Genomic DNA, 23,986 nt, shown 5'->3' on the forward strand with positions numbered 1-23,986 from the left:
CGTGGGGGGCCTACCGTCCGTCGGGCCGCTTAGGGGGGGGGTGCGCCCGGTGGCTGCCACCTTGGCTGTTGGTCGGGGGGGGGGGGGGGGGGCCCCCCGGGGGGGCCCCCCGCCCCTCTTAGCGTTCCGGAAGGAGCTGCGGACCTACGCCGGCGCGTCCTCCGCGTGCAGGCCCATCGGACCGTAGATCACCGCGTCGTCCTCGAAGAGGGTGACCTGGTCGGCGCCGCCTTCGGCAAGGGCCTTCCAGTACTCGCCGATCCACGACTCCGCGTCGCCCTGAGTCGTGAACTCCTCGGGCTGCACCGCCGGCTGGACCTCCGTCCCGTCCGACTTCTCGAACCTCCACGTCCACGCCGCCATGTCAGCCTCCAGAGAGTCAACGGACCAGCTCACGGTCTGAGTACTGCCCGAAAGCCTATCCGGGCGAGCGCCGCTCGCGGTGGCGCGGGAGGATCTTCCCGTGGAACTCACTCTGCTCGGCACCGGCGCACCCACCGGACTGCCCCGCCCGGACTGCCCCTGCGCGGCCTGCGCCACCGCCCTCGGGCCGGGTGCGCGCGCCGCGACCGCGCTCCTGATCGACGGCACGCTGCTGCTCGACCTGACGCCGGGGGCGGCGTTCGCCGCCGCCCGCTCGGGGCACAGCCTCAGCGGCGTACGGCAGGTGCTGCTCTCGCATCCGCACGACGGGCCGCCCGTCGAGGTGCCGGCGGGGCTCGTGACGCCGGGCCGGGTGCCGGACGGGAGCGAGCTGGCGCTGCTGACCGGGCACCGGGTGCGGGCCCTGCCGATGGACTCGCCGGGGACGGGCTACGAGGTGACCGGGCCGGACGGCGAGCGGCTGCTGTATCTGCCGCCGGGCGCGGCGCCCGCGGGCTTCGAGGAGGCCGAGCGGCCGTACGAGATGGTGCTCGCCGACATCGTGGACCGCCCGGACTCGGCGGCCAGGCTGCGGGCCGTGGGGGCGATCGGCGCGACGACCGATGTGCTCGCGGTGCACATCGACCACGACGTGCCGCCGGGTCCGGAGCTGACGCGCCGTCTGGCGGCGGCGGGCGCGCGGGCCGTGCCGGACGGGACGACGCTCGTGGTGGGGGCGTACGAGGACGTGCCGGACGTGCCGCGCAGGACGCTGGTCCTGGGTGGGGCGAGGTCCGGGAAGTCGGTCGAGGCCGAGCGGCGCCTCGAGGCGTTCCCGGGCGTGCTGTACGTGGCGACGGGCGGCACGCGGGGCGGGGACACCGAGTGGTCGCAGCGGGTGGCGCTGCACCGCGAGCGGCGCCCCGGCTCCTGGAACACGACGGAGACCTGCGACCTCGTGCCGCTCCTCGCGCAGGACGGCCCCCCACTGCTCATCGACTGCCTGTCCCTGTGGCTGACGTACGCCATGGACGAGGTGCGGGCCTGGGACGACGCGGAGTGGGCGGGCGGCGGGGAGCGGGCGCTGCGCGAGAAGGTCGCGGCGCTGACGGAGGCCGTGCGGAACACCTCGCGCACGGTCGTCGCCGTGTCGAACGAGGTGGGTTCCGGGATCGTCCCGGCCACCGCGTCGGGCCGCCGCTACCGGGACGAACTGGGGCGCCTGAACACGGCGTTCGCCGCCGAGTGCGAACAGGTGCTGCTCGTGGTGGCAGGGCAGGCGCTCGTGCTGCGCGGCTGACGCGGGGGCGTTCGGTCAGGGTGCGGTCAGCCCTGTGGGTCCCTGCCGGGCCCTGCGGTGTTCCTGCGGGCCACGACCCGGTAGGCGTTGGAGAAGCGGGTGCGGCCCGCGAGCGGGGCGAGCAGCTGGTCCGCCGCGTAGGCCACGGCGACGAGGGGCACGACGGCGTACGTGAGGGCCGTGCGCAGCCCGCGCTGGAGCGAGGTGGGGGCCTTGCTGCGCCAGGGGGCGTCGGCGCTCGGCAGCCAGTGGCCGAGGAACAGGGCGAGGCCGGCGGTGAGGTCGAGCGGGACGTGCGCCTCGCGGCGGTCGGTCGCGACGACGGTGTAGCCGAGGCGCTCCAGCTCGCGGCTGAGGTTGTCCATCGGGATGAGGTGCAGGTGCTGGGGCTGGAAGTACGACACCCACCACTTGCCGAGCAGCTTCGCGTAGCGGCTCTCAGGGTCGGGGACCTCGACAAGGAGGTGGCCGCCGGGGCGCAGGACGGTGCGGGCGGCCTTGAGTTCCTCGCGCGGGTCGGTGGCGTGCTCCAGGTAGTGGAACATGCTCAGCGCGTCGTAGCGTCCCGCGAGCGCGGGGGCGAGTTCGGTGAGGGTGCCGCGGTGGGCCTCCTCGACGCGGCCGGCCCTGCGGCCCTCCTCGACGGCGGCTGAGGCGTCGAGCCCGTCGAAGGCGGTGTACGGGTGGACCTCCTTGGCGGCCGCCGGGAAGTGCCCCTGCCCGGTGGCGACGTCCAGCCAGCTCTCCGGCTCGATGAGGGGCAGCAGGGTGCGGGCGGCGGCGCGGTGGCGCCGGGCGGAATGTCGCGCGGAGTGCTGGGCGTTCAGGAGCCGCGCGGAGTGGCCGGCGTTGAGCCCGTCGTAGAAGTCCCGGTAGTAGAAGGCCAGGCCCTCGGGGGTCAGGCGCGGGTTCTGGAAGGAGTGCGAGCAGGCGCGGCACTGGTCGACGACGAAGCTGCCGGGCTTGTGCTGGAGGAGGTCGGTGGTCCGCAGCCGGGTGCGCAGGCGGCTGGAGCCGCACCAGGGGCAGTCGGTCCTGCGCGGCTCGTGGAACCGGTCGGTGCCCTGGGCGAGTTCGGTGAGATAGGCGGGCCGCCGCTCGGCGACGGCCTCGGTCGTGGGGGTCATCACGAACTCCTGTGGGACGGTCCGAGGGGCGCCACACCACCCTGGGGCGATACGACAATCCGGGGCATCCAGGAACGTAAAGGATCACGGAGAGACCCGCAATGACGCTGCGGATCCGATGCATCGCATGGCGTAACACCACGTCATGCGCCGGGTCGGGGAACGGCCGGTACTGTTCGGCGAATGAGCTCGCTGAATCTCGACGACTTCACCGATCTGATCGAGCGCCCCGACGGCGGGACGCGTCGCGACGCCGAGGAACGCCGCGCCCGCTTCGCGGTGCCGCCCGGCGCGCTCGGCCGCCTGGACGAGCTGGGCGAGTGGCTGTCGGCCGCCCAGGCCACGGTGCCGGTCAAGCCTTTGGAGCGGCCGCGCGTGGTGCTGTTCGCGGGTGACCACGGGGTCGCGGAACTCGGGGTGTCGGCGCGGCCCGCGGGAAGTGCCGCGGCGCTGGTGCGCCAGGCCGTCGAGGGCGGGAGCGCGTCGGCGATCCTCGCGCGGCGCCTGGGTGTTCCGGTGCGGGTCGTCGACATGTCGCTGGACTGCGAGCCCGACGAGCTGCCCGCCGAGGTCGTACGGCACCGGGTGCGCAGGTCGTCCGGGCGCATCGACATCGAGGACGCGCTGACGCCCGAGGAGGCGGAGGCCGCGTTCCGGGCGGGCATGGCCGTCGCCGACGAGGAGGCGGATTCCGGCACGGATCTGGTGGTGCTCGGCGATCTCAGCGTGGGCGGGACGACGGCGGCCGCGACGCTGATCGCGGCGCTGTGCGGGACGGACGCGTCCGTGGTGACCGGGCGCGGCGGCTCGCCGATCGACGACCTGGCGTGGATGCGTAAGTGCGCGGCCGTGCGGGACGCCCTGCGGCGGGCCAGGCCCGTGCTCGGCGACCAGCTGGCGCTGCTCGGCGCGGTGGGCGGCGCGGACCTCGCCGCCGCGACCGGGTTCCTGCTGCAGAGCGCGGTGCGGCGTACGCCGGTGATCCTGGACGGCGTCGTGTCGGCGGCGTGCGCGCTCGTCGGGCAGCGGATCGCGTTCCGGGCGCCGGACTGGTGGCTGGCGGGCCAGTCGAGCGGGGAGCCCGCGCAGGCGAAGGCGCTGGACCGGATGGCGATGGAGCCGCTGCTCGACCAGGGCGTGACGGTGGGCGAGGGAGCAGGGGCGCTGCTCGCGCTGCCGCTGGTACAGGCCGCCGCGGCACTGGCGGCGGAGCTGCCACAGGCCCCGCAGGCCGCCGAGGAGACGCCGGCCGCCGAGGAGACGGAGACCGCCGACGCGACCGAGTAGGGCACCGGGCGCGCCTTTTCGACGGCGGGGGGGCGGGGGGGGTTGGGGCCCCCCCGCCCCCCGCCGTTTCGCACCCCGGCGATGCTCAACCCATATCGCCTCAAATGACCAATATGCTCCCTGCCTATGGCAGATGAACACACGAGCGCTCCACCCGCGCGCCCCGCCCACGCCTCCACCCCCACCACGAAACGGGCGGCCGCCTTCCTCGTCTGGTACCTGCGCGTCGTCACGTTCATCAACCTCCTGAGCGCGGTCTGGGTCTCCCTCGGCCAGGACCTGCAACGTCACAACACCGACAACTACTTCACCCCGTACCTGCTGACGGCCGGCTTCGCGTCCGGGGTCTTCACCTGGTTCCTGGCGATCACGATGCGCCGTCGCAAGCGCGCAGCGTGGATCCTCAACCTCGTACTCAGCGGGCTCTTCCTGCTCCTGTTCATCGTCGTGATGTTCTTCCCCGAGGTGCACCGCTACGCGCAGAACTGGATCTCGCTCGTCCTGACCGCCGCGTTCGTCGCCGCGCTGCTGCTCGGGCGGCGGGAGTTCTACGCGAAGGGGGACCGCTCGAACGCGAAGCTGGCGGCCGCGGTCGGGATCGGCGGACTCCTCGTGACGTCCCTGTTCGCGACGTTCCTCGTGACCGTCACCAACCAGGCGCACAACGGGCACCACTCGACGTTCCTGGAGCGCTGGCGCTACGGCACCCTGCGCCTCATCTCGGTCGCCACCGACGAGTCCCGCTACCCCGGCATCACGTCGCCGAACTGGGTCAACGTCGTCATCAACATCCTGAGCACCCTCCTCCTGCTCGCCGTCGCGTACGCCGCGTTCCGCTCCCGCAAGGCCGTCGACCCCATCACCCCCGACGACGAGGCCAAACTGCGCGCGCTGCTCGACAAGGAGGGCGACCGGGACTCGCTCGGCTACTTCGCGCTGCGCCGCGAGAAGAGCGTCGTGTGGTCGCCGACGGGCAAGGCCGGCGTCGCGTACCGCGTCGTCGGCGGCGTCTCGCTCGCGTCGGGCGATCCGATCGGCGACCCCGAGGCCTGGCCCGGCGCGATCGCCCCCTGGCTCATGGAGGCGCGCGAACACGGCTGGATCCCGGCCGTGATGGGCGCGAGCGAGGAGGCGGGCACCATCTACGCCCGGCACGGTCTCGACGCCCTCGAACTCGGCGACGAAGCCATCGTCGAGATCCCTGAGTTCACCCTGGAGGGCCGCGCCATGCGCACCGTCCGGCAGGCCTACAACCGGGTCAGGCGCGCGGGTTACGAGGTGCGGATCCGGCGCCACGAGGACATCCCCGCCGACGAGATGACGTACTTGCTCCAGCGCGCCGACGACTGGCGCGACGGGGCGACCGAGCGCGGCTTCTCGATGGCGCTCGGGCGGCTCGGCGACCCGGCGGACGGGCGCTGCGTGATGCTCGAATGCACCGATGGGAAAGGCGAGTTGAAGGCCGTGCTCTCATTCGTCCCGTGGGGACCGGAGGGGCTCTCGCTCGACCTGATGCGGCGCGACAGGGACTCCGAGAACGGGCTGATGGAGTTCATGGTGATCGAACTGCTCCAGCGTGCCGGCGAGATCGGGATCACGCAGGTGTCTCTGAACTTCGCGATGTTCCGGTCCGTCTTCGAACGTGGCTCGCGGCTCGGCGCGGGCCCGGTGCTGCGCCTGTGGCGCTCGCTGCTCAGCTTCTTCTCACGGTGGTGGCAGATCGAATCCCTCTACCGGGCCAACGCGAAGTACCGGCCCATCTGGGAACCCCGCTTCCTGCTCTTCGAGAAGAGCGCCGACCTGCCGCGGATCGGCCTCGCCTCCGCGCGCGCCGAGGGCTTCCTGGAGGCGCCGGGCCTGCCGAACTGGATGCACCGCAGGCATCTGGAGCCGCGCCCGTGAGATCCCCGGCCGCCCTGGCCCGCGCCGAATGGGGCCCGCTGTGGTCGACGGTGCACAGGGGGGTCGTCGCCAAGAGATGGCGGGTGGCGCCGATGACGCTCGGCGCCTTCTGCCTCACGGCCCTGTTCCAGTACGTGCAGAACCAGCCCTGGGGCTATCGGTTCGTGCAGGACGTCGGCTCCGTACGGGCCGAGGACCCGTTGTGGCTGTCCGTGCTGCGCACCCCGCTGTCCCTCTTCGTGCCGGCACTCGACCTGCCCGTGTGGGGCGCGCTCGCACAGGTCCTGATCGTGTCCGGCATCGCGGAGATCTGCCTCGGCTGGAGGGGCGCGCTCGCCATCGGATACGTCGCCACCCTCGCCGGCACCCTCTACGCCCGCCTCGGTATCGCTCTCGGCCCCGACGGTCCGCTCGGCCTGCCCGCGTCGGACGCGCAGATCGTCGACAACGGCCCCTCGGCGGCGGTCGTCGGCCTCGCCGTGTACGTGTGCTGGCGCCATCGCGCCCGGTGGACGGCGGGCGTGGTGGTCGCCCTCATGGTGCTCGAGGCGGCTGGCAAGCCGAACCTCGCGGGCAAGGAGCACCTGGCGGCGATGACCGCGGTCGCCCTGGTCGTCGTGGCGCGGTGGGCCGTCGGCACCGTGCGTCACCGGGACGCCGAGCGCTCCGGGTCGGGTGTGCCGCCGATCAGGTCCTGAAAGCCCCGGCTCAGCTTCGACCAGCGCCGGTCGTGCCGGTAGGCGCGCAACCGCGATCTGGCCCTGGCCTTGGGGCGCCGCCGGTACCAGCGCTTGGCCCACGCCGATCCGGGCCGCGCGAGCCTGATGGCCCCGAACAGCGCGACGAACGGCACGAGTACGCCGACGATCGCGAGCCGGGGCTTCCCCTTGAACATGGCCAGCACGACGAACAGGAGGTTGGCCAGGACCGTGAGGATCGCGGTACCGCGCCCCTGCTCCTCCTGTCCCGTCACGTCGTTCACACCGAGCGGCGAGAAGCCGCTGAGGACGAGCAGCCCGAGCGCCGCGGCGAGGACGACCGCCTCCACACTCTGCCGGCCCTGTTCGGTCCAGTACACGTCGGCGAGGTGCAGGATCAGCGCGAACTCGTCGAGGACCAGGCCCGCGCCGGTCCCGAAGATCACTGCGCAGATCGAGGCGGAAACGCCGTGCCGCCCGCTGCCGACCGCGCCGAACCCGCCGATGACGGTGAGGATCACGCCCGGCACCACGTGATGGATGTGTATGCCGCCCGGCGTGACGTTCCGGAACGGCCCGCGCCCGGCTCGGATGAGGCGCGTGATCGTACGGGTCGTGGCGAAGGTCAGCAGGAACGCGGCGAGGGCGAGCAGCAGCGGCAGCTTCCCCGGCTCGACGATGTTCCGGTACCACCAGTCACCCATGCGGCCATCCTGCTGCCGGGGCACGGGCGCCGCCCGCTGTGCTGGGCCCCCCGGGTAGCCTGCCGGGATGCCCGCAACCCCGGCCGATGGCCTCCGCTTCGCCTTCGGCACCCTCACCGTGCTCCCGGTCAAGGTCACCCGATGGGACCGCGAGGCGGCCCGCGCCGGAATGCTGTGTGCCCCTCTCGCCGGGTTCGTCGTGGGCCTGGCCGCCGCCGCGCTCGGCGGGATCCTGACGCTGCTCGGCGCCGGACCGCTGCTCGCGGCCGTGGCGAGCGTGAGCGTCCCGGCCGCGCTGACCCGGGGACTGCACCTGGACGGGCTCGCCGACACCGCCGACGGCCTCGGCAGCGGCAAGCCGGCCGAGGACGCGCTGCGCATCATGAAGCAGTCGGACATCGGTCCGTTCGGCGTCATCACGCTCGTCCTCGCGCTCCTCGCCCAGGTCGCCGCGCTCACCGAGCTGTACGCGGATTCGTGGGCCCGCGGCGCGCTCGCCGCCGTCGTCTCGGCACTCACCGCCCGGCTCGCGCTCACCCTGGCCTCGCGCGCCGGTGTCCCGCCGGCCCGGCCCGAGGGCCTGGGCGCCGCCGTCGCCGGAACCGTGCCGGTGCGCGGGGCGCTGCTCGCCGCCGCCGTGACGGTGTGCGCCGCCGGTGCCGCGGGCGCCGTCACCGGCCCGGCGTACGGCGCCGTGCGCGGTGCGGCGGCCGCCGTACTGGGCTGCTGCGCGGCCGAACTCCTGCTGCGCCACTGCGTGCGCCGCTTCGGCGGAGTGACGGGTGATGTCTTCGGCGGCGTCGCCGAGACCGCCGCCACCGCGGCCCTCGTCGTCCTCACCTTCGGCTGACACGGCCGCGGTCGCATACCGCGAAGCGCACCCTCGCGCACACGGGCGTAGGCTCCCCAAGGGGCCATACACCCCACGGCCCGTCAGAACTCATTAAGACACCATGAAAGTAGGGACCTCACCACCGTGACTGCTCTGACTCTCAGCACCGCCGCCGCGTCCGGCCTGCGTGCCGACGCGATCGTCGTCGGTGTGGCGAAGGGTGCCAAGGGACCCGTCGTCGCCCCCGGCGCGGAGGCCGTGGACAAGGCCTACGACGGCAAGCTCGCCGCCGTCCTGGAGACCCTCGGCGCTTCCGGCGGTGAGGGTGAGGTGACGAAGCTCCCCGCCCCCTCCGGCTTCAAGGCCCCGGTCGTCCTGGCCGTCGGTCTCGGTCCGGTGCCGGAGAAGGACGAGACGTACGACGCGGAGGCCCTGCGCCGCGCCGCCGGTGCCGCCGCCCGCGCGCTGGCCGGTGCGAAGAAGGCCGCGTTCGCCCTGCCCGTCGAGGACTCGGGTGACGCGGGCGCGATCGCGGAGGGCGCCCTGCTCGGCGCTTACTCCTTCGACGCCTACAAGGAGTCGGCCCAGGACGGCACGAAGAACGGCAAGGCGCCGCTCGGCGAGATCGCCCTGCTCGGTGCCAAGCCCCGCGACAAGGCGTTCAAGGCCGCCGTGGAGCGTGCCCTCGCCGTGACCGAGGAGCTCAACCGCGCCCGCGACCTGGTCAACACCCCGCCGAACGACCTCACCCCGGAGGCCTTCGCCGCCGTCGCCTCGGCCGCGGCCAAGGAGCACGGCATCAAGGTGCAGATCCTCGACGAGAAGGCGCTCGTCAAGGGCGGCTTCGGCGGCATCCTCGGCGTCGGCGCCGGCTCGGACGCCCCGCCGCGCCTGGTGAAGCTCTCCTACACGTCGTCCAAGGCGGACAAGCACCTCGCCTTCGTCGGCAAGGGCATCACGTACGACTCGGGCGGCATCTCCCTCAAGCCGGCCGGGCACAACGAGACGATGAAGTGCGACATGGCCGGCGCCGCCGCCGTGTTCGCCGCCGTCGTCACCGCCGCGCGTCTGGGCCTCAAGGTGAACGTCACCGGCTGGCTGGCGCTCGCCGAGAACATGCCGTCGGGCTCGGCCACCCGCCCGGGTGACGTCCTTCGCATGTACTCCGGCAAGACCGTCGAGGTCCTGAACACGGACGCCGAGGGCCGCCTGGTCCTGGCCGACGCCATCGCCAAGGCCTCCGAGGAGACCCCCGACGCGATCGTCGACGTCGCCACGCTGACCGGCGCGATGATGCTGGCGCTCGGCAACCGCACGTTCGGCATCATGGCGAACGACGACGCTTTCCGTACGTCGCTCCACGAGGTCGCCGAGGAGGTCGGCGAGCCGTCCTGGCCCATGCCGCTCCCCTCCGACCTGCGCAAGGGCATGGACTCCGCCACCGCCGACATCGCCAACATGGGCGAGCGCATGGGCGGCGGCCTGGTGGCCGGCCTCTTCCTCCAGGAGTTCGTCGGCGAGGGCATCACGTGGGCCCACCTCGACATCGCGGGCCCGGCCTTCAACGAGGGCGGCGCGTCCGGCTACACGCCCAAGGGCGGCACCGGGTCCGCGGTCCGTACTCTGGTGCGCCTCGCGGAGCGCACGGCCGACGGTGACCTCGGCTGACGCGTAAGGCACGGCTCGACAGCCCCCGGGTGCGACGGCACCCGGGGGCTGTTCGCTTTCGACGAAATCCGCAGCCTCCCGGACCCCCTCACCCGGGTTTCGGATGTAACCGCCGTCTCACCCCCGGGCCCGGCGTCCCGTCCGCCTCCGACAAGTGCGAAGATGGGTCCTCGGCAGGACAGGGCCCCCACCACAGGGCCGAAGCATAAAAAAGCGGCCGGACACCAGCCGCCGCCCGGTCACTGCAGACCGGCGTACGGCGCACATGCATGGAGGACGTGACGTGGCGAACGACGCCAGCACCGTTTTCGACCTAGTGATCCTCGGCGGTGGCAGTGGCGGTTACGCCGCGGCCCTGCGCGGAGCGCAGCTGGGCCTGGACGTCGCCCTGATCGAGAAGAACAAGCTCGGCGGCACCTGCCTGCACAACGGCTGCATCCCGACGAAGGCCCTGCTGCACGCCGGTGAGATCGCCGACCAGGCGCGCGAGGCCGACCAGTTCGGTGTCAAGGCCTCCTTCGAGGGCATCGACATCGCGGGCGTCCACAAGTACAAGGACGACGTGATCTCCGGCCTGTACAAGGGCCTGCAGGGTCTCGTCGCCTCCCGCAAGGTGACGTACATCGAGGGCGAGGGCCGCCTGTCGTCCCCGACCTCCGTGGACGTGAACGGCCAGCGCGTCCAGGGCCGCCACGTGCTCCTCGCGACCGGCTCCGTGCCGAAGTCGCTGCCGGGCCTGGAGATCGACGGCAACCGGATCATCTCCTCGGACCACGCGCTGAAGCTGGACCGCGTCCCGCAGTCCGCGATCATCCTCGGCGGCGGCGTCATCGGCGTCGAGTTCGCCTCCGCGTGGAAGTCCTTCGGCACCGACGTCACCGTCGTCGAGGGCCTGAAGCACCTCGTGCCCGTCGAGGACGAGAACAGCTCCAAGCTCCTGGAGCGCGCGTTCCGCAAGCGCGGCATCAAGTTCAACCTCGGCACCTTCTTCGAGAAGGCCGAGTACACGCAGGACGGCGTCCGCGTGACCCTCGCCGACGGCAAGACCTTCGAGGCCGAGGTCCTCCTGGTCGCCATCGGCCGCGGCCCGGTCTCGGCCGGTCTCGGTTACGAGGAGCAGGGCGTCGCGATGGACCGCGGTTACGTCCTGGTCGACGAGTACATGCAGACCAACGTGCCGACCGTCTCCGCCGTCGGTGACCTCGTCCCGACGCTCCAGCTCGCGCACGTCGGCTTCGCCGAGGGCATCCTGGTGGCGGAGCGTCTGGCCGGTCTCAAGACCGTCCCGATCGACTACGACGGCGTGCCGAAGGTGACGTACTGCCACCCCGAGGTCGCCTCCGTCGGTATCACCGAGGCCAAGGCCAAGGAGATCTACGGTGCGGACAAGGTCGTCGCTCTGAAGTACAACCTCGCGGGCAACGGCAAGTCCAAGATCCTCAAGACCGCGGGCGAGATCAAGCTCGTCCAGGTCAAGGACGGTGCCGTGGTCGGCGTCCACATGGTCGGCGACCGTATGGGCGAGCAGGTCGGCGAAGCCCAGCTGATCTACAACTGGGAAGCGCTGCCCGCCGAGGTCGCCCAGCTCATCCACGCCCACCCGACGCAGAACGAGGCACTCGGAGAGGCCCACCTGGCCCTCGCGGGCAAGCCGCTGCACTCGCACGACTAGGTCAGGCCGCAGGCTGGACCCAGTCGTCCCTGTCGTCCCCTGGGCGCGACGACCGACCACAGACTTCCGCACTCCCCCAAGCTCTCAACATCGCTCGAGCAGGGGAGACCCCACTAAGGAGCAACAGAAACCATGTCGGTTTCCGTATCCCTTCCGGCGCTCGGTGAGAGTGTCACCGAGGGCACCGTCACCCGCTGGCTGAAGGCCGAGGGCGAGCGCGTCGAGGTCGACGAGCCGCTGCTCGAGGTCTCGACCGACAAGGTCGACACCGAGATCCCCTCGCCCGCCGCCGGCATTCTGGCCTCCATCAAGGTCGCCGAGGACGAGACCGTCGAGGTCGGCGCCGAGCTCGCCGTCATCGACGACGGCACGGGCGCGCCCGCCGCCGCCCCGGCTCCCGCCGCTGCGGAGGCCCCGGCCGCCGCTCCGGCCCCCGTCGCCGAGGCCCCCGCGGCCCCGGCCGCCGCCCCGGCTGCTCCGGCCGCCCCCGCCGGTGCCGCTTCCGGCACCGACGTCGTGCTGCCCGCTCTCGGCGAGTCCGTCACCGAGGGCACCGTCACCCGCTGGCTGAAGGAGGTCGGCGAGGAGGTCGCGGAGGACGAGCCCCTGCTCGAGGTCTCCACGGACAAGGTCGACACCGAGATCCCCTCCCCCGTCGCCGGCGTTCTCCTGGAGATCTCCGTCGCCGAGGACGAGACCGCCGAGGTCGGCGCCAAGCTGGCCGTCATCGGTGCTCCCGGTGCCGCTCCGGCCGCCGCCGCGCCCGCCGCCCCGGCTGCTCCGGCTCCGGCCCCGGCTGCCCCCGCGGCCCCGGTCGCCGCCCCGGCCCCGGTCGCCGCCCCGGCCCCGGCGGCTCCGGTCGCCCCGGCCCCGGTCGCGGCTCCCGCTCCGGTCGCCCCCGCCGCCCCGGCCCCCGCCGCGGTCGCCGGTGACGACGGCGCGTACGTGACCCCGCTGGTCCGCAAGCTCGCGTCGGAGAACGGCGTGGACCTGGGCACCGTCAAGGGCACCGGCGTCGGTGGCCGTATCCGCAAGCAGGACGTCATCGCGGCCGCCGAGGCCGCGAAGGCCGCCCCGGCCCCCGCCGCCGCTGCCGCTCCGGCCGCGAAGGCCCCGGCCCTGGAGGTCTCTCCCCTCCGCGGTCAGACGGTCAAGATGACCCGCATGCGCAAGGTCATCGGCGACAACATGATGAAGGCGCTGCACTCGCAGGCCCAGCTGACCTCGGTCGTCGAGGTCGACATCACCAAGCTGATGAAGCTGCGCGCCAAGGCGAAGGACGCGTTCGCGGCCCGTGAGGGCGTCAAGCTCTCCCCGATGCCGTTCTTCGTCAAGGCCGCCGCCCAGGCGCTGAAGGCCCACCCGGTCGTCAACGCCCGGATCAACGACGACGAAGGCACCATCACGTACTTCGACTCGGAGAACATCGGCATCGCCGTTGACGCCGAGAAGGGTCTGATGACGCCGGTCATCAAGAGCGCGGGCGACCTGAACATCGCCGGTATCTCGAAGAAGACCGCCGAGCTGGCCGGCAAGGCCCGCGGTGGCGGCCTCACGCCGGACGACATGTCCGGTGCGACCTTCACGATCTCCAACACGGGCTCGCGCGGTGCGCTCTTCGACACCGTCATCGTGCCGCCGAACCAGGCCGCGATCCTGGGCATCGGCGCCACGGTGAAGCGTCCGGTCGTCATCAACCACCCGGACCTCGGCGAGACCATCGCCGTCCGGGACATGACGTACCTGTCGCTCTCCTACGACCACCGTCTCGTGGACGGCGCGGACGCCGCCCGCTACCTGACCACGGTCAAGGCGATCCTGGAGGCCGGCGAGTTCGAGGTCGAGCTCGGCCTGTAACTCTCGTCTCATCAGCGCGCACGCCCCCGTCCGGAGGTCTTCCGGACGGGGGCGCCGCCGTATTGTCTAGAGGTCAACGCACCTTGGGGTCCGTGCCCCCTCTGGAGGAGCCATCATGACCGCGCCCGTCGTCCACTCGCTGCGCGAACAGATCCGCGAGCACATCGTCGAGGGGATCGTCAGCGGGCGCTGGAAGCCGGGCGAGCGCATCGTGGAGCGCCGCATCGCGACGGAGCTCGAGGTCAGCCAGACGCCCGTGCGGGAGGCCCTGCGGGAGCTGGAGAGCCTGCGCCTGATCGAGTCCGCCCCCAACAAGGGCGTCCGGGTGCGGAATCTGACGGCGGCCGACCTGGAGGAGAGCTACCCGGTCAGGGCCGGCCTGGAGGCCATCGCGGCGGAGCTGGCGGCCGGAAAGCTGGCCGAGGACTGCTCGGCCCTCGAACCCCATGTGGCGGCCCTCTACCGCGCCGACCAGGAGGCCGACGGGACGGGCCAGGTGCGGCACACGGTCGCCTTCCACCGCGAGCTGGTGCGTGCCGCGGGGAACTCCGTGCTCCTGCACACCTGGGAGGGCCTCGGCATCGAGGTGTTCACGGCCCTGTCCATCCGGTGGCTGGGCACCGTCCAGCAGTCGTACGCGGAGGAGCACGAGGCGCTCGTGGCCGCGTTCCGGCGCCGGGATCCCGCGATCGCGGAGCTGGTGAAGGCGCACGTGCTCGGCTGCGCCCCGCGCGCCTGAGCCACACCCCGCTCAGACGTCGTCACGGCACGCCTCCCACCTGCGAATATCCGGCGTTCCCGCCTTCGAAATCAAGGCACCCGGTGCCCCGTTCAATGGCACCGGATGCCCACTTTCTCCATCTGAGGAAGTTTTCTCCTTCAATTCTTTGATCGATCATCGATCAGGGAGTTAGAGTCGCCGACGGGTCTCCACCAGAGACCCACGCCCTGTCCTGCCAAAGACCTAGGGCACCCCCACCCTTTCCGCTAAGGGAACCCCCCTCCGACTCAGGAAGGCGGCGCAATGACCGACCCCTCCGCAATCCAGCCGAGCGAGCTCGACCAGCTCCCGGACCGCGACCCCGAGGAGACCGCCGAATGGCAGGCCTCCCTGGACGCCGTTACCAAGGCGGCCGGGCCGCACCGTGCCGCGTACCTGATGCGCCGCACGCTGGAGCGCGCCGAGGGCTCAGGCCTGGCGCTGCCGAAGCTCCTCGAGACCGACTACGTCAACACCATCCCGACCGCCGCCGAGCCGGCGATCGAGGGTGACGAGGCGCTGGAACTGAAGATCGCCGCGTGGAACCGCTGGAACGCGGCCGCGATGGTGACCCGTGGTTCCAAGTACGGCGTCGGCGGCCACATCGCCACGTTCGCCTCTGCGGCCTGGCTCTACGAGACCGGCTTCAACCACTTCTTCAAGGGGAAGGAGGGCGACGGCTCCGGTGATCAGCTGTACATCCAGGGCCACGCCTCCCCCGGCATCTATGCCCGCGCCTTCCTCGACGGCCGCCTGAGCGAGCAGCAGCTCGACCACTTCCGCCAGGAGTCCGGCGGCGACGGTCTGCCGTCGTATCCGCACCCGCGGCGCCTGCCCTGGCTGTGGGAGTTCCCGACCGTCTCCATGGGCCTCGGCCCGCTGTCGGCGATCTACCAGGCGCGGTTCAACCGCTACCTCACCAACCGCAAGATCAAGGACGTCTCCGCCTCGCACGTGTGGGCGTTCCTCGGTGACGGCGAGATGGACGAGCCCGAGGCCACCGCGGCCCTGGCGCTCGCCTCGCGTGAGGGTCTGGACAACCTGACCTTCGTCATCAACTGCAACCTGCAGCGCCTCGACGGCCCGGTCCGCGCCAACTTCCGCGTGGTCCAGGAGCTGGAGGCGCAGTTCCGCGGCGCCGGCTGGAACGTCATCAAGACGCTCTGGGGCTCCGCCTGGGACGAGCTGTTCCAGCTCGACACGACCGGCGCGCTCGTGCGCCGGCTGCGCGAGGTGCCGGACGCCCAGTTCCAGACGTACGCGACGCGCGACGCCGCGTACATCCGCGAGCACTTCTTCGGCTCCGAGCCCGCGCTCGTCGAGCTGGGCAGGCTGCTCACGGACGACAAGATCGCCGAGTGCTTCAAGGTCTCGCGCGGCGGCCACGAGCCCCGCAAGGTGTACGCGGCCTACCGTGCGGCCCTGTCGCACGCGGGCGCGCCGACCGTGATCCTGGTCCAGACGGTCAAGGGCTTCACGCTGGGCAAGGGCTTCGAGTCCAAGAACGCCAACCACCAGATGAAGAAGCTGTCGGTGGACGAGTTCAAGGACATGCGTGACCTCCTTGAACTGCCCATCTCCGACAGCCAGTTCATCGACGGCCAGGTCCCCTACGGCCACCCGGGCGCCGACTCCCCCGAGGTCCGCTACCTCCAGGAGCGCCGCGCGGCCCTCGGCGGCCCCGCCCCGGCCCGCCGCACGCACGCGATCGCCCCGCTGCCGGCCCCGGCCGACAAGGCGTTCGCGTCCTTCGACAAGGGCTCCGGCTCGCAGTCGGTCGCGACGACCATGGCGTTCGTACGCCTGGTCAAGGACCTCGTACGCGACAAGGAGACCGGCAAGCGCTGGGTGCCGATCGTCCCGGACGAGGCGCGCACCTTCGGCATGGAGTCGCTGTTCCCGTCGCTCGGCATCTACTCCCCCAAGGGTCAGACGTACGAGCCGGTCGACCGCGACCAGCTGATGTACTACAAGGAAGCCACGGACGGCCAGATCCTCAACGAGGGCATCACCGAGGCCGGCTCCATGGCGGACTTCATCGCCGCGTCCTCCGCGTACGCCACGCACGGCGAGGCGATGATCCCCTTCTACATCTTCTACTCGATGTTCGGCTGGCAGCGCACGGCCGACCAGATGTGGCAGCTCGGCGACCAGCTGGGCCGCGGCTTCCTGGTCGGTGCCACCGCGGGCCGTACGACGCTGACGGGTGAGGGTCTGCAGCACGCGGACGGTCACTCGCCGGTCATCGCGGCGACCAACCCGGCCGCGCTGTCCTACGACCCGGCGTTCGCGTACGAGATCGGCGCGATCGTCAAGGACGGTCTGCGCCGCATGTACGGCGAGGCGGCCCCGGGCGAGGACCAGAACGTCTTCTACTACCTGACGGTCTACAACGAGCCGATGCCGCAGCCGGCCAAGCCCGCGGGCGTGGACGAGGGCATCCTCAAGGGCCTGTACCGCTTCAACACCGCCGAGTCGGCCGGGGTGAACGTCGCGGCCGCCAACGCCCCCCGCATCCAGCTTCTCGGCTCGGGCACGGCGATCCACTGGACCCTCGAGGCGCAGAAGCTGCTCGCCGAGGAGTGGGGTGTCGCCGCCGACGTGTGGTCCGCGACCTCCTGGACCGAGCTGCGCCGCGACGCCCTGGAGGCGGACGAGGCGATCCTGCGCGGCGAGGAGCGCACTCCGTACATCCGTACGGCGCTCAACGGCGCCCAGGGCCCGGTCCTCGCGGTCTCCGACTACATGCGCCAGGTCCCCGACCAGATCGCGCAGTGGGTCGAGCAGGACTACACCTCGCTCGGTGCGGACGGCTTCGGTCTCTCCGACACCCGTGAGGCGGCCCGCCGTCACTTCGGCATCGACGCGCAGTCGATCGTCGTCGCGGCCCTGGCCCAGCTCGCCCGCCGCGGCGAGGTCAAGGCCTCGGCCGTGAAGGAGGCGCGAGAGCGCTACGGCCTGTAGTTCCTCGTCATGCGTGCCCCGTCCCGATTGCCGGGGCGGGGCACGCGTGCGTGAATGAGGAGGAGCCCAGGGGGGCGCCGTTCAGGGGAGATGTACGTCCATGAAGATCTCCAAAACGCCGTCAGCGCCCTGCTGGGCGGACCTCTCCACGCCCGACACCGACGCGGCCCGGCTCTTCTACCGAGGGCTCCTCGACTGGCGCAGCGAAGTGGTGTCCGATCCGCGGTCGGGGGCCTACGGCCTCTTCAGGTCCGGCGACGAGCTGGTCGCCGGCATCAGCCCGACCAGGAGCCCGAAGGAACCGTCGGCGTGGCTGCCGTACTACCAGTCGGCCGGGGTCGACGCGGTCATCGCGCGCGTGAAGGGCAACGGCGGCACGGTGGTCACGGGCCCGGAGACCATCGCGGAGGACGGCGTCTTCGCGGTCTGCCAGGACCCGTCGGGGGCCGCGTTCGGCCTGTGGCAGCCGATCACGAACACGGGCTTCGGCGTCGTGAACGCGCCGGGGAGTTTCTGCTGGTTCGAGCTGCTGACCCGCGATCCGGACGGGTCCGAGGACTTCTACCAGTCCGTACTGGGCTGGGGCGCGAAGCGGCACCCCTACGGGGGCGGCGGCACGTACACCGAGTGGAGCGTCGACGCCGAGCCCTTCGGCGGCATGCTCGACACGGCGTCGGGCTCGTTCCCCGAGGATCTGCCGGCGCACTGGATGGTGTACGTCGCCGTCGGGGACACCGACACGACGGCGGCCCGCTGCAAGGAGCTCGGCGGGCAGATCCTGGTGCACCCGACGACGATCGAGCCGGGCCGGTTCGCGGTGCTCGCCGATCCGCAGGGCGCCTCGTTCGCCGTCATCACGTACGCCCCGCGCTGAGGGCCCGCATCATGGGCGTATGCGTGCTGCCCGCCTGATCAAGATGGTGTTGTTGCTCCAGTCCCGGCCGTCGATGACGGCGGGTGAGCTGGCGCGCGAACTGGAGGTCTCGGAGCGGACGGTGACCCGGGACGCGCAGGCGCTGTCCGAGGCGGGCGTGCCGGTGTACGCGGACCGGGGCAGAGCGGGCGGGTACCGGCTGATCGGCGGCTACCGGACGCGGCTGACCGGTCTGGCGCGCGGCGAGGCGGAGGCCCTGTTCCTGTCCGGGGTGCCGGGCGCGCTGCGCGAGATGGGCCTTGAGGACGCGGCGTCGGCCGCGCGGCTGAAGGTGTCGGCGGCGCTGCTGCCCTCGCTGCGGGACGCCTCGCGCACGGCGGCGCAGCGGTTCCATCTGGACGCGCCGGGCTGGTTCAAGGAGCCGCGGACGCCCGAGCTGCTGCCCGCGGTGGCGGACGCGGTGTGGGACGACAGGGTGGTGCGCGCCCGCTACCGCCGTGACGAGGCGGAGAGCTCGCGGGAGGTGGTGCGGGAGCTGGAGCCGTACGGGCTCGTCCTGAAGGCGGGTGTCTGGTATCTGTGCGCCCGCGTCGCGGGCGGCGGGGCCCACCGGGTGTACCGGATCGACCGGTTCACCGGCGTCGAGGCGGGCGAGGAGCGCTTCGTACGGGACGAGGAGTTCGACCTGCCGGGGTTCTGGGAGGAGCGGGCCGAACAGTTCGCGCGGTCCATCCTGCGCGCGGAGGTCGTCCTGCGGATGTCCCCCGCGGGGCTGCGGCAGCTTCCGTACGCGACCGAGCCCGTGTCCGTGCGTGCGGCGCGGGAGTCGGCGGGCGAGCCCGACGAGGAGGGGTGGGTGACGGTGACTCTGCCGGTCGAGTCGGAGGACGTCGCGTACGGCCAGCTGTTCGCGCTCGGGCCCGAGGCGGAGGTCCTCGCCCCCGCCGCGCTGCGCGAGCGCTTCGCCGGCGCGGCGCGGCGGATGGCGGACCGCTACCGGTGAGCTGCCGGGCGCCGTGCCCTCGGCAGGTGCGCACATAACGAACTGGCGCAGCTCCGGCACTCGGCGTGCGTCCCCGACCCCCAAGGCAGATGCTTGTCCCGTGATGGACGAGACGGAGTTCTGGGAGATCGTGGACAGCACCCGCGAGGCCGCCGAGGGCGACCCCGAGGACCATGCAGAGCTGCTCGTCGACCGGCTGCTCCAGGTCGACCCCGAAGCGGTGCTCGACTTCGCCCGTCACTTCGAGTCCCGCTACCACCGCGCCTACCGCTGGGATCTGTGGGGCGCCGCGTGGGTGCTGCTTCACGGGGCGAGCGACGACGCGTTCGACTACTTCCGCTGCTGGCTGATCGGCCAGGGCCGGGAGGTCTTCGAGGGCGCGCTGCACGAGCCGGACTCGCTCGCCGATCTGCTGGGCGAATTCGACGAGGAGATCGACGGTGACGGCGAGGAACTCGGCTACGCGGCGGACGAGGCGTACGAGGAGCTGACCGGCGCGGTGGCGCCCGATCTCGGTATCCCGGCCGCGCCCGCGGAGCCGGAGGGCACGCCGGTCGACTTCGAGAACACGGCGGAGCTCGAACGGCTGTACCCGAAGCTCTCGGAGCGTTTCGGGTCGTAGCCGTCCGAGGGGGTTCACCGCCTGGCTGCCCTGATCGTCTCCTCGATGCCGGGGAACGCGAAGGCGAAGCCTGATTCCAGGAGCCGGGTCGGCACGGCCCGTGTGCTGCCGAGGACGTCGCCCGCCATCTCGCCGAGGACCAGGCGCAGGGCGGGGGCGGGCGCCGTGAACAGGGTGGGGCGGTGCAGCACGCGCCCCATCGCGGCGGTCACCTCGCCGTTCGTGACGGGGTGCGGGGCGGTGAGGTTCACGGGGCCCGACAGCTCGTCCGTGGCGAGGATGTGGCGCAGGGCCGCGATCTCGTCGTACAGCGCGATGTACGACCAGTACTGGCGACCGTCGCCCATGCGTCCGCCGAGCCCGGCCAGGAACAGCGGGAAGAGCCGCGCCCAGGCCCCGCCGCCACGGGACACGACGAGCCCGGACCGCGCGAACACGGTGCGGATTCCGGCCTCCTGGGCGGGCGCCGCGGCCTCCTCCCACTCCACGCACAGCTGTGGCAGGAACCCGTCCCCGGGCGGCGCGCTCTCGTCGACGGCGCGCGTGCCGGTGTCGCCGTAGTAGCCGACGGCGCTGCCGTTGACGAAGACACGGGGAGGCTGTTCGAGCGTGGCGACGGCCTCGGCGAGCGTCGCGGTGCCGAGGACCCGGCTGTCGCGGATCTTCTTCTTGTACGTGTCGGTCCAGCGGTGGTCGCCCACGCCCGCGGCGGCGAAGTTGAGGACCGCGTCGCACCCGGAGAGCCCGGCCGCGTCGACGGACCCCCGCTCCGGGTCCCAGCGGACCTCGTCCGGTGCCGCCGGCTCCCTGCGGACCAGGCGGACGACGTCGTGCCCGTCGGCGCGCAGGGACCGGGTCAGGGCGGAACCGATGAGGCCGGAGGCGCCGGCGACGGCGAACCGGGAGCGTCGTACGGGTGCGGAATCGCTCTGGGTCATAGGTCCATCCTGCCGCGGGAAACGCCCGGCGGCCGGTCGTGGGCCGGTCGTACAGTGGCCCCCATGTCACAGCCGTACATACGTCTCGCCCGCCCCGACGACGAGGACGGTCTCGCCCGGCTCGACCGTGCCGTCTGGTCGACGCTGCACGCCGTCCAGCCGCAGCCGCTGTCGCCGTACGACCCGTTCTTCTCGGAGCGGTTCGGGCCGCGGGACCATCTGGTCGCGGAGCTCGACGGGCGGCTCGCCGGATACGTACGCATCGCCTATCCCACGTCGCTCGCCGTCAACACCCATGTCCGGCAGATCCAGGGCCTCGCGGTCGCCGCCGAGGCGCGGGGCGCCGGGGTCGGCCGGGCGCTGGTCCGCGCAGCGGTGGAGCACGCCCGCAAGGCCGGCGCGCGCCGCATGACGCTGCGGGTGCTCGGGCACAACGGTCCCGCGCGGGCGCTGTACGAATCCGAGGGGTTCGTGGTCGAGGGCGTCCTGCCGGAGGAGTTCCTGCTCGACGGGAAGTACGTGGACGACGTCCTCATGGGCCGGGCCCTGTGAGGGCTCAGCGGTTCTGACGGACCCGCCCGGGGTGCGGTGACGGCCCTCCCGTAGGAGCGTGAAAGCGTCCATGGGAAGGAGCCCGCCGATGACCGGGGCGTTGTCGCGTCGCCGGGACGGCGAGGAGCGGGCCTGGCTGCGCGGGGCACCGCCGCCGCGCTGGGTGCGATGGCTGCCGGTCGCGCTGCTCGTCGCCCTGTGCACGGCCCAGCTGGTCACCGAGGAGAAGCTGGACCTCGGCTTCCTGTTGGGGGCGATCCCGCCGCTGGCCGCCCTGACCTACGGGCCCGCCGCCACGGCGCTGCTCGGCGGCATCGTGATCGTCCTGCTGAACGTGCCCTTCATGAACCTCGGGCGCCCCGGCAACAGCGACGTGCTCACCGTCTCCTTCGTGGCGGTGCTCAGCGTGCTGATCGGCTGGGTCCGCAGCCGGCGCGACGACCAGCTCGTCACCGTGCGCACGGTCGCGGAGGCGGCCCAGTTCGCCGTGCTTCCGCCGCTGCGCGAACGGGTCGGCACGGTGCGCTGCGCGGGCCTGTACCGGGCGGCGGAGCGCGGGGCGCTGGTCGGCGGTGACCTGTTCGACGTGCGCAGGAGTCCGGCCGGGGTGCGGGCCGTGATCGGCGATGTGCAGGGCCACGGTCTGTCGGCGGTGGGCACGGTGGCGGGGCTGCTCGGCGCGTTCCGTGAGGCGGTGCTCGACCAGGCGGACCTGGAGGGGGTCGCGGCGCGCCTCGACCGCAGGCTCGTGGTCGACTCGGCCGAGGACGAGCACGCCGAGCTGTTCGCGACCGCACTGTTGCTCGAGTTCCCCGACGACTCCCCGGTGGTACGGGCCATTTCGTGCGGCCATCCGCGGCCGCTGCTCCTGCGCGGGCAGGAGGTCATCGAGCTGCCGGTGCCGTCCGCGGCGCCTCTCGGGCTCGGGATCGCGGGCCTCTCGCCGCCCGAGCAGCTCACGGTGCGGCTGCGGCCGGGTGACCGCCTGCTCGGTCTGACGGACGGGCTGATCGAGGCGCGGGACTCGTCCGGCGCCTTCTATCCGCTGGCGGAGCGTCTCATCCGGTTCGGCGCGGACGATCCGGCGGAACTGACGGACGCGCTGTGGCGGGACGTGGTGCGGTTCGCGGGGACGGTACAGGACGATCTGACGCTGCTCGTGTTCGCGCCGGAGATCGACCCGTCGGACGACTGACGGTCACTGGCGGCCGACGCCCTGACCGCCTCCCAACAGGCTGATCCCGCCCGTCAGTTCGCGCAGGCAGCGGAGCGCGAGGACCGCCGGTGAGCCGGTCGCGCCCGTCGCGGGTACGTCGGTGGCGGCCCAGCACTCCAGGGCGATCCGGATGGCGTCGGTGGCCGCGGCGGCGGCGAGCCGTACGTCGAGGGGGTCCGCCCGCTCGCCCGCGAGCCGCGCGAGGACCGGCACGAGGCGCTCCTCCGACTCCTGGTTGACCCGGTACCAGACGGCCCGCAGCGCGGCGTCGTCCTGGGCCGCGCGCAGCAGTCCCCTGGTCGTCTCCAGCTGTTCGGGGCCGTGGCCGCCGGGGGCGGAGAGCGTGGCGGTGACGGCCGTCTCCAGGGTGAGCCGCAGGTCGGCGCCGGGCTCGGCGTCCGCGAGGAGGGCGCGCCAGGCGTCGCCGCCCGCGGCGAGGAGCGGGCCGACCGCGTCCTGCTTGCCCCGGAAGTAGCGGTAGAAGGTGCGCAGCGCGACGCCCGCCCGGTGGGCGATGTCCTCGGCCGTCGTGCCGTCGGGGCCGTGCTCGGCGAAGAGTTCGGCGGCGGCGCGGGCGATGTCCAGCTGGGTGGCGGCCTTGCGCCGCTCGGTCAGGGAGGGCTGCGGACCGCGCTGATCGTTCGTGGGGCTCACCGGGGAAGCCTATGCGTCCGGGAACAAGCCTGCACGTTCTGACGTTATGGCAAAACGTGCCACCCAGGCGTACGGTGGACAGCGAATCCGGCGATCCCGGTGACGCGGATCGTGAAGAGAGTGAAGTGGAGCAGTACATGAGCCCGAACCTGAACCGCTACGAAGGCCGTCGCGTACTCGTCACCGGCGGTGGCTCCGGCATCGGCCAGGCCACCGTGCTGCGGGTCCTCGCCGAGGGCGCCCGCGCGGTCGCCGCCGACGTCAGCGAGGCGGGCCTGAAGGACACCGTCGAGAAGGCGACCGCCGCGGGCACCGCGGACCGGCTGACCACGGTCGTCGTGAACGTCGCGGACGAGGCCTCCGTGCGAGCGGGGGTCGCCGCCGCCATCGAGGCGCTCGGCGGCCTGGACGTGCTGGTCAACGCGGCCGGCATCCTGCGCTCCTCGCACACCCACGAGACGTCGCTCGCCGACTTCAACCAGGTGCTGCAGATCAACCTGGCCGGTACGTTCCTGATGATCCGCGAGTCGATCCCGGCGCTTCTCGCGGGTGATGGTTCCGCCGTCATCAACTTCAGCTCGACGTCGGCGACGTTCGCCCACCCCTACATGGCGGCGTACGCGGCGAGCAAGGGCGGCATCCAGTCCATGACGCACGCCCTGGCGAGCGAGTACAGCAAGCAGGGAATCCGGTTCACGGCCGTGCAGCCCGGATCCATCTCCTCCGGCATGACCGACGGCTCCGGCGCCAGCCGGCAGAGCAGCGGCCCCGGCCTTCCCGAGGACGCCGACATGAGCCTGTTCATGAAGCTGGCGCCGGCCATCGGCCAGGGCTTCGCGGGGCCGGAGAGCGTGGCGTCCGTCGTCGCGATGCTCGGCTCGGACGACGGCAGGTTCATCACCGGCACCGAGGTCAGGATCGACGGCGGTACGCACTTCTGACCTGCGGCGGAGTCGGGTTCCGAGCTGCCACGGGGCCCGCGAATTCACTCGT

The 23,986-nt window shown here is 72.3% G+C and carries 21 protein-coding genes; 16 read left to right on the plus strand and 5 right to left on the minus strand.

What is annotated here, in order from left to right:
* Window positions 1–144 precede the first annotated feature (144 nt).
* Window positions 145–363, minus strand: a complete 219-nt coding sequence (locus ACWFR4_RS02155; RefSeq protein WP_100592141.1) for a hypothetical protein — start codon at window positions 361–363, stop codon at window positions 145–147.
* 100 nt (window positions 364–463) lie between these two features.
* Here ACWFR4_RS02155 and ACWFR4_RS02160 point away from each other — a divergent pair, with 100 nt between their 5' ends.
* Window positions 464–1,663, plus strand: a complete 1,200-nt coding sequence (locus tag ACWFR4_RS02160) for a bifunctional adenosylcobinamide kinase/adenosylcobinamide-phosphate guanylyltransferase (protein WP_453469157.1) — start codon at window positions 464–466, stop codon at window positions 1,661–1,663.
* A 26-nt stretch (window positions 1,664–1,689) separates the two neighbouring features.
* Here the strand turns inward: ACWFR4_RS02160 and ACWFR4_RS02165 are convergent, their stop codons facing one another.
* Window positions 1,690–2,790, minus strand: a complete 1,101-nt coding sequence (locus ACWFR4_RS02165) for a class I SAM-dependent methyltransferase (RefSeq protein WP_453650283.1) — start codon at window positions 2,788–2,790, stop codon at window positions 1,690–1,692.
* 183 nt (window positions 2,791–2,973) lie between these two features.
* Between ACWFR4_RS02165 and cobT the strand changes: the two genes are divergently transcribed.
* From cobT to ACWFR4_RS02180, 3 genes are all read left to right on the plus strand, one after another.
* Window positions 2,974–4,077, plus strand: a complete 1,104-nt coding sequence (gene cobT, locus ACWFR4_RS02170) for a nicotinate-nucleotide--dimethylbenzimidazole phosphoribosyltransferase (protein ID WP_453650285.1) — start codon at window positions 2,974–2,976, stop codon at window positions 4,075–4,077.
* 126 nt (window positions 4,078–4,203) lie between these two features.
* Complete coding sequence (locus tag ACWFR4_RS02175; RefSeq protein ID WP_453468432.1) at window positions 4,204–5,979, plus strand: phosphatidylglycerol lysyltransferase domain-containing protein; 1,776 nt, start codon at window positions 4,204–4,206, stop codon at window positions 5,977–5,979.
* Window positions 5,976–6,677, plus strand: a complete 702-nt coding sequence (locus tag ACWFR4_RS02180) for a hypothetical protein (protein ID WP_453468431.1) — start codon at window positions 5,976–5,978, stop codon at window positions 6,675–6,677. Before ACWFR4_RS02175 ends, ACWFR4_RS02180 begins: the two co-directional genes overlap by 4 nt.
* Here the strand turns inward: ACWFR4_RS02180 and ACWFR4_RS02185 are convergent.
* Window positions 6,626–7,381, minus strand: a complete 756-nt coding sequence (locus ACWFR4_RS02185; RefSeq protein ID WP_453650287.1) for a hypothetical protein — start codon at window positions 7,379–7,381, stop codon at window positions 6,626–6,628. The two genes, ACWFR4_RS02180 and ACWFR4_RS02185, sit on opposite strands and share 52 nt — an antisense overlap.
* A gap of 67 nt (window positions 7,382–7,448) precedes the next feature.
* Between ACWFR4_RS02185 and ACWFR4_RS02190 the strand changes: the two genes are divergently transcribed.
* The 9 genes from ACWFR4_RS02190 (at window position 7,449) to ACWFR4_RS02230 (ending at window position 19,633) form a co-directional block, all read left to right on the plus strand.
* Window positions 7,449–8,231, plus strand: coding sequence for an adenosylcobinamide-GDP ribazoletransferase (locus ACWFR4_RS02190; protein WP_453650289.1), 783 nt, complete (start codon window positions 7,449–7,451; stop codon window positions 8,229–8,231).
* A gap of 126 nt (window positions 8,232–8,357) precedes the next feature.
* Window positions 8,358–9,881, plus strand: a complete 1,524-nt coding sequence (locus tag ACWFR4_RS02195) for a leucyl aminopeptidase (protein WP_453468428.1) — start codon at window positions 8,358–8,360, stop codon at window positions 9,879–9,881.
* 283 nt (window positions 9,882–10,164) lie between these two features.
* Window positions 10,165–11,553: a dihydrolipoyl dehydrogenase gene (gene lpdA, locus ACWFR4_RS02200; RefSeq protein WP_100592133.1), complete on the plus strand. Its 1,389-nt coding sequence runs from the start codon at window positions 10,165–10,167 to the stop codon at window positions 11,551–11,553.
* 132 nt (window positions 11,554–11,685) lie between these two features.
* Window positions 11,686–13,410, plus strand: coding sequence for a 2-oxoglutarate dehydrogenase, E2 component, dihydrolipoamide succinyltransferase (sucB, locus tag ACWFR4_RS02205; protein ID WP_453650291.1), 1,725 nt, complete (start codon window positions 11,686–11,688; stop codon window positions 13,408–13,410).
* A gap of 115 nt (window positions 13,411–13,525) precedes the next feature.
* A complete protein-coding gene (locus tag ACWFR4_RS02210; RefSeq protein WP_100592131.1) occupies window positions 13,526–14,149 on the plus strand; it encodes a GntR family transcriptional regulator in 624 nt (207 codons plus the stop codon).
* A 285-nt stretch (window positions 14,150–14,434) separates the two neighbouring features.
* A complete protein-coding gene (gene aceE / locus ACWFR4_RS02215) occupies window positions 14,435–17,134 on the plus strand; it encodes a pyruvate dehydrogenase (acetyl-transferring), homodimeric type (protein ID WP_453465500.1) in 2,700 nt (899 codons plus the stop codon).
* Between the two features lie 100 nt (window positions 17,135–17,234).
* Window positions 17,235–18,008, plus strand: a complete 774-nt coding sequence (locus tag ACWFR4_RS02220) for a VOC family protein (RefSeq protein WP_453650293.1) — start codon at window positions 17,235–17,237, stop codon at window positions 18,006–18,008.
* Window positions 18,009–18,027: 19 nt separating this feature from the next.
* Window positions 18,028–19,011 (plus strand): helix-turn-helix transcriptional regulator, encoded by a 984-nt coding sequence (locus tag ACWFR4_RS02225; protein WP_453650294.1) that lies wholly within the window; start codon window positions 18,028–18,030, stop codon window positions 19,009–19,011.
* A gap of 100 nt (window positions 19,012–19,111) precedes the next feature.
* On the plus strand, window positions 19,112–19,633 hold the full coding sequence (locus ACWFR4_RS02230) for a DUF4240 domain-containing protein (RefSeq protein WP_453650296.1): 522 nt from the start codon (window positions 19,112–19,114) through the stop codon (window positions 19,631–19,633).
* A 14-nt stretch (window positions 19,634–19,647) separates the two neighbouring features.
* Here ACWFR4_RS02230 and ACWFR4_RS02235 read toward each other — a convergent pair whose 3' ends face one another.
* Window positions 19,648–20,571, minus strand: a complete 924-nt coding sequence (locus ACWFR4_RS02235) for a TIGR01777 family oxidoreductase (protein ID WP_453465505.1) — start codon at window positions 20,569–20,571, stop codon at window positions 19,648–19,650.
* Between the two features lie 63 nt (window positions 20,572–20,634).
* On the opposite strand from ACWFR4_RS02235, the gene ACWFR4_RS02240 reads away from it, so the two are divergent.
* Entirely contained in the window at window positions 20,635–21,123 is a 489-nt protein-coding gene (locus ACWFR4_RS02240) for an N-acetyltransferase family protein (RefSeq protein WP_453650298.1), read from the plus strand.
* 88 nt (window positions 21,124–21,211) lie between these two features.
* Complete coding sequence (locus ACWFR4_RS02245) at window positions 21,212–22,318, plus strand: PP2C family protein-serine/threonine phosphatase (RefSeq protein ID WP_453650300.1); 1,107 nt, start codon at window positions 21,212–21,214, stop codon at window positions 22,316–22,318.
* 3 nt (window positions 22,319–22,321) lie between these two features.
* On the opposite strand, the gene ACWFR4_RS02250 is transcribed toward ACWFR4_RS02245, so the two are convergent.
* On the minus strand, window positions 22,322–22,993 hold the full coding sequence (locus ACWFR4_RS02250) for a TetR/AcrR family transcriptional regulator (RefSeq protein ID WP_453650302.1): 672 nt from the start codon (window positions 22,991–22,993) through the stop codon (window positions 22,322–22,324).
* A gap of 137 nt (window positions 22,994–23,130) precedes the next feature.
* Between ACWFR4_RS02250 and ACWFR4_RS02255 the strand changes: the two genes are divergently transcribed.
* Complete coding sequence (locus ACWFR4_RS02255; protein WP_453465512.1) at window positions 23,131–23,934, plus strand: SDR family NAD(P)-dependent oxidoreductase; 804 nt, start codon at window positions 23,131–23,133, stop codon at window positions 23,932–23,934.
* Window positions 23,935–23,986: the final 52 nt, after the last annotated feature.

Source organism: Streptomyces sp. NPDC055140 (genome assembly GCF_053607285.1).

What these genes read in the sequence shown, in the direction of transcription:
- ACWFR4_RS02155 (WP_100592141.1), bottom strand. Translation starts at nt 363, where the DNA reads ATGGCGGCGTGGACGTGGAGGTTCGAGAAGTCGGACGGGACGGAGGTC.
- ACWFR4_RS02165 (WP_453650283.1), bottom strand. Translation starts at nt 2,790, where the DNA reads ATGACCCCCACGACCGAGGCCGTCGCCGAGCGGCGGCCCGCCTATCTC.
- cobT (WP_453650285.1), top strand. Translation starts at nt 2,974, where the DNA reads ATGAGCTCGCTGAATCTCGACGACTTCACCGATCTGATCGAGCGCCCC.
- ACWFR4_RS02175 (WP_453468432.1), top strand. Translation starts at nt 4,204, where the DNA reads ATGGCAGATGAACACACGAGCGCTCCACCCGCGCGCCCCGCCCACGCC.
- ACWFR4_RS02185 (WP_453650287.1), bottom strand. Translation starts at nt 7,381, where the DNA reads ATGGGTGACTGGTGGTACCGGAACATCGTCGAGCCGGGGAAGCTGCCG.
- ACWFR4_RS02190 (WP_453650289.1), top strand. Translation starts at nt 7,449, where the DNA reads ATGCCCGCAACCCCGGCCGATGGCCTCCGCTTCGCCTTCGGCACCCTC.
- sucB (WP_453650291.1), top strand. Translation starts at nt 11,686, where the DNA reads ATGTCGGTTTCCGTATCCCTTCCGGCGCTCGGTGAGAGTGTCACCGAG.
- ACWFR4_RS02210 (WP_100592131.1), top strand. Translation starts at nt 13,526, where the DNA reads ATGACCGCGCCCGTCGTCCACTCGCTGCGCGAACAGATCCGCGAGCAC.
- aceE (WP_453465500.1), top strand. Translation starts at nt 14,435, where the DNA reads ATGACCGACCCCTCCGCAATCCAGCCGAGCGAGCTCGACCAGCTCCCG.
- ACWFR4_RS02220 (WP_453650293.1), top strand. Translation starts at nt 17,235, where the DNA reads ATGAAGATCTCCAAAACGCCGTCAGCGCCCTGCTGGGCGGACCTCTCC.
- ACWFR4_RS02225 (WP_453650294.1), top strand. Translation starts at nt 18,028, where the DNA reads ATGCGTGCTGCCCGCCTGATCAAGATGGTGTTGTTGCTCCAGTCCCGG.
- ACWFR4_RS02235 (WP_453465505.1), bottom strand. Translation starts at nt 20,571, where the DNA reads ATGACCCAGAGCGATTCCGCACCCGTACGACGCTCCCGGTTCGCCGTC.
- ACWFR4_RS02240 (WP_453650298.1), top strand. Translation starts at nt 20,635, where the DNA reads ATGTCACAGCCGTACATACGTCTCGCCCGCCCCGACGACGAGGACGGT.
- ACWFR4_RS02245 (WP_453650300.1), top strand. Translation starts at nt 21,212, where the DNA reads ATGACCGGGGCGTTGTCGCGTCGCCGGGACGGCGAGGAGCGGGCCTGG.
- ACWFR4_RS02255 (WP_453465512.1), top strand. Translation starts at nt 23,131, where the DNA reads ATGAGCCCGAACCTGAACCGCTACGAAGGCCGTCGCGTACTCGTCACC.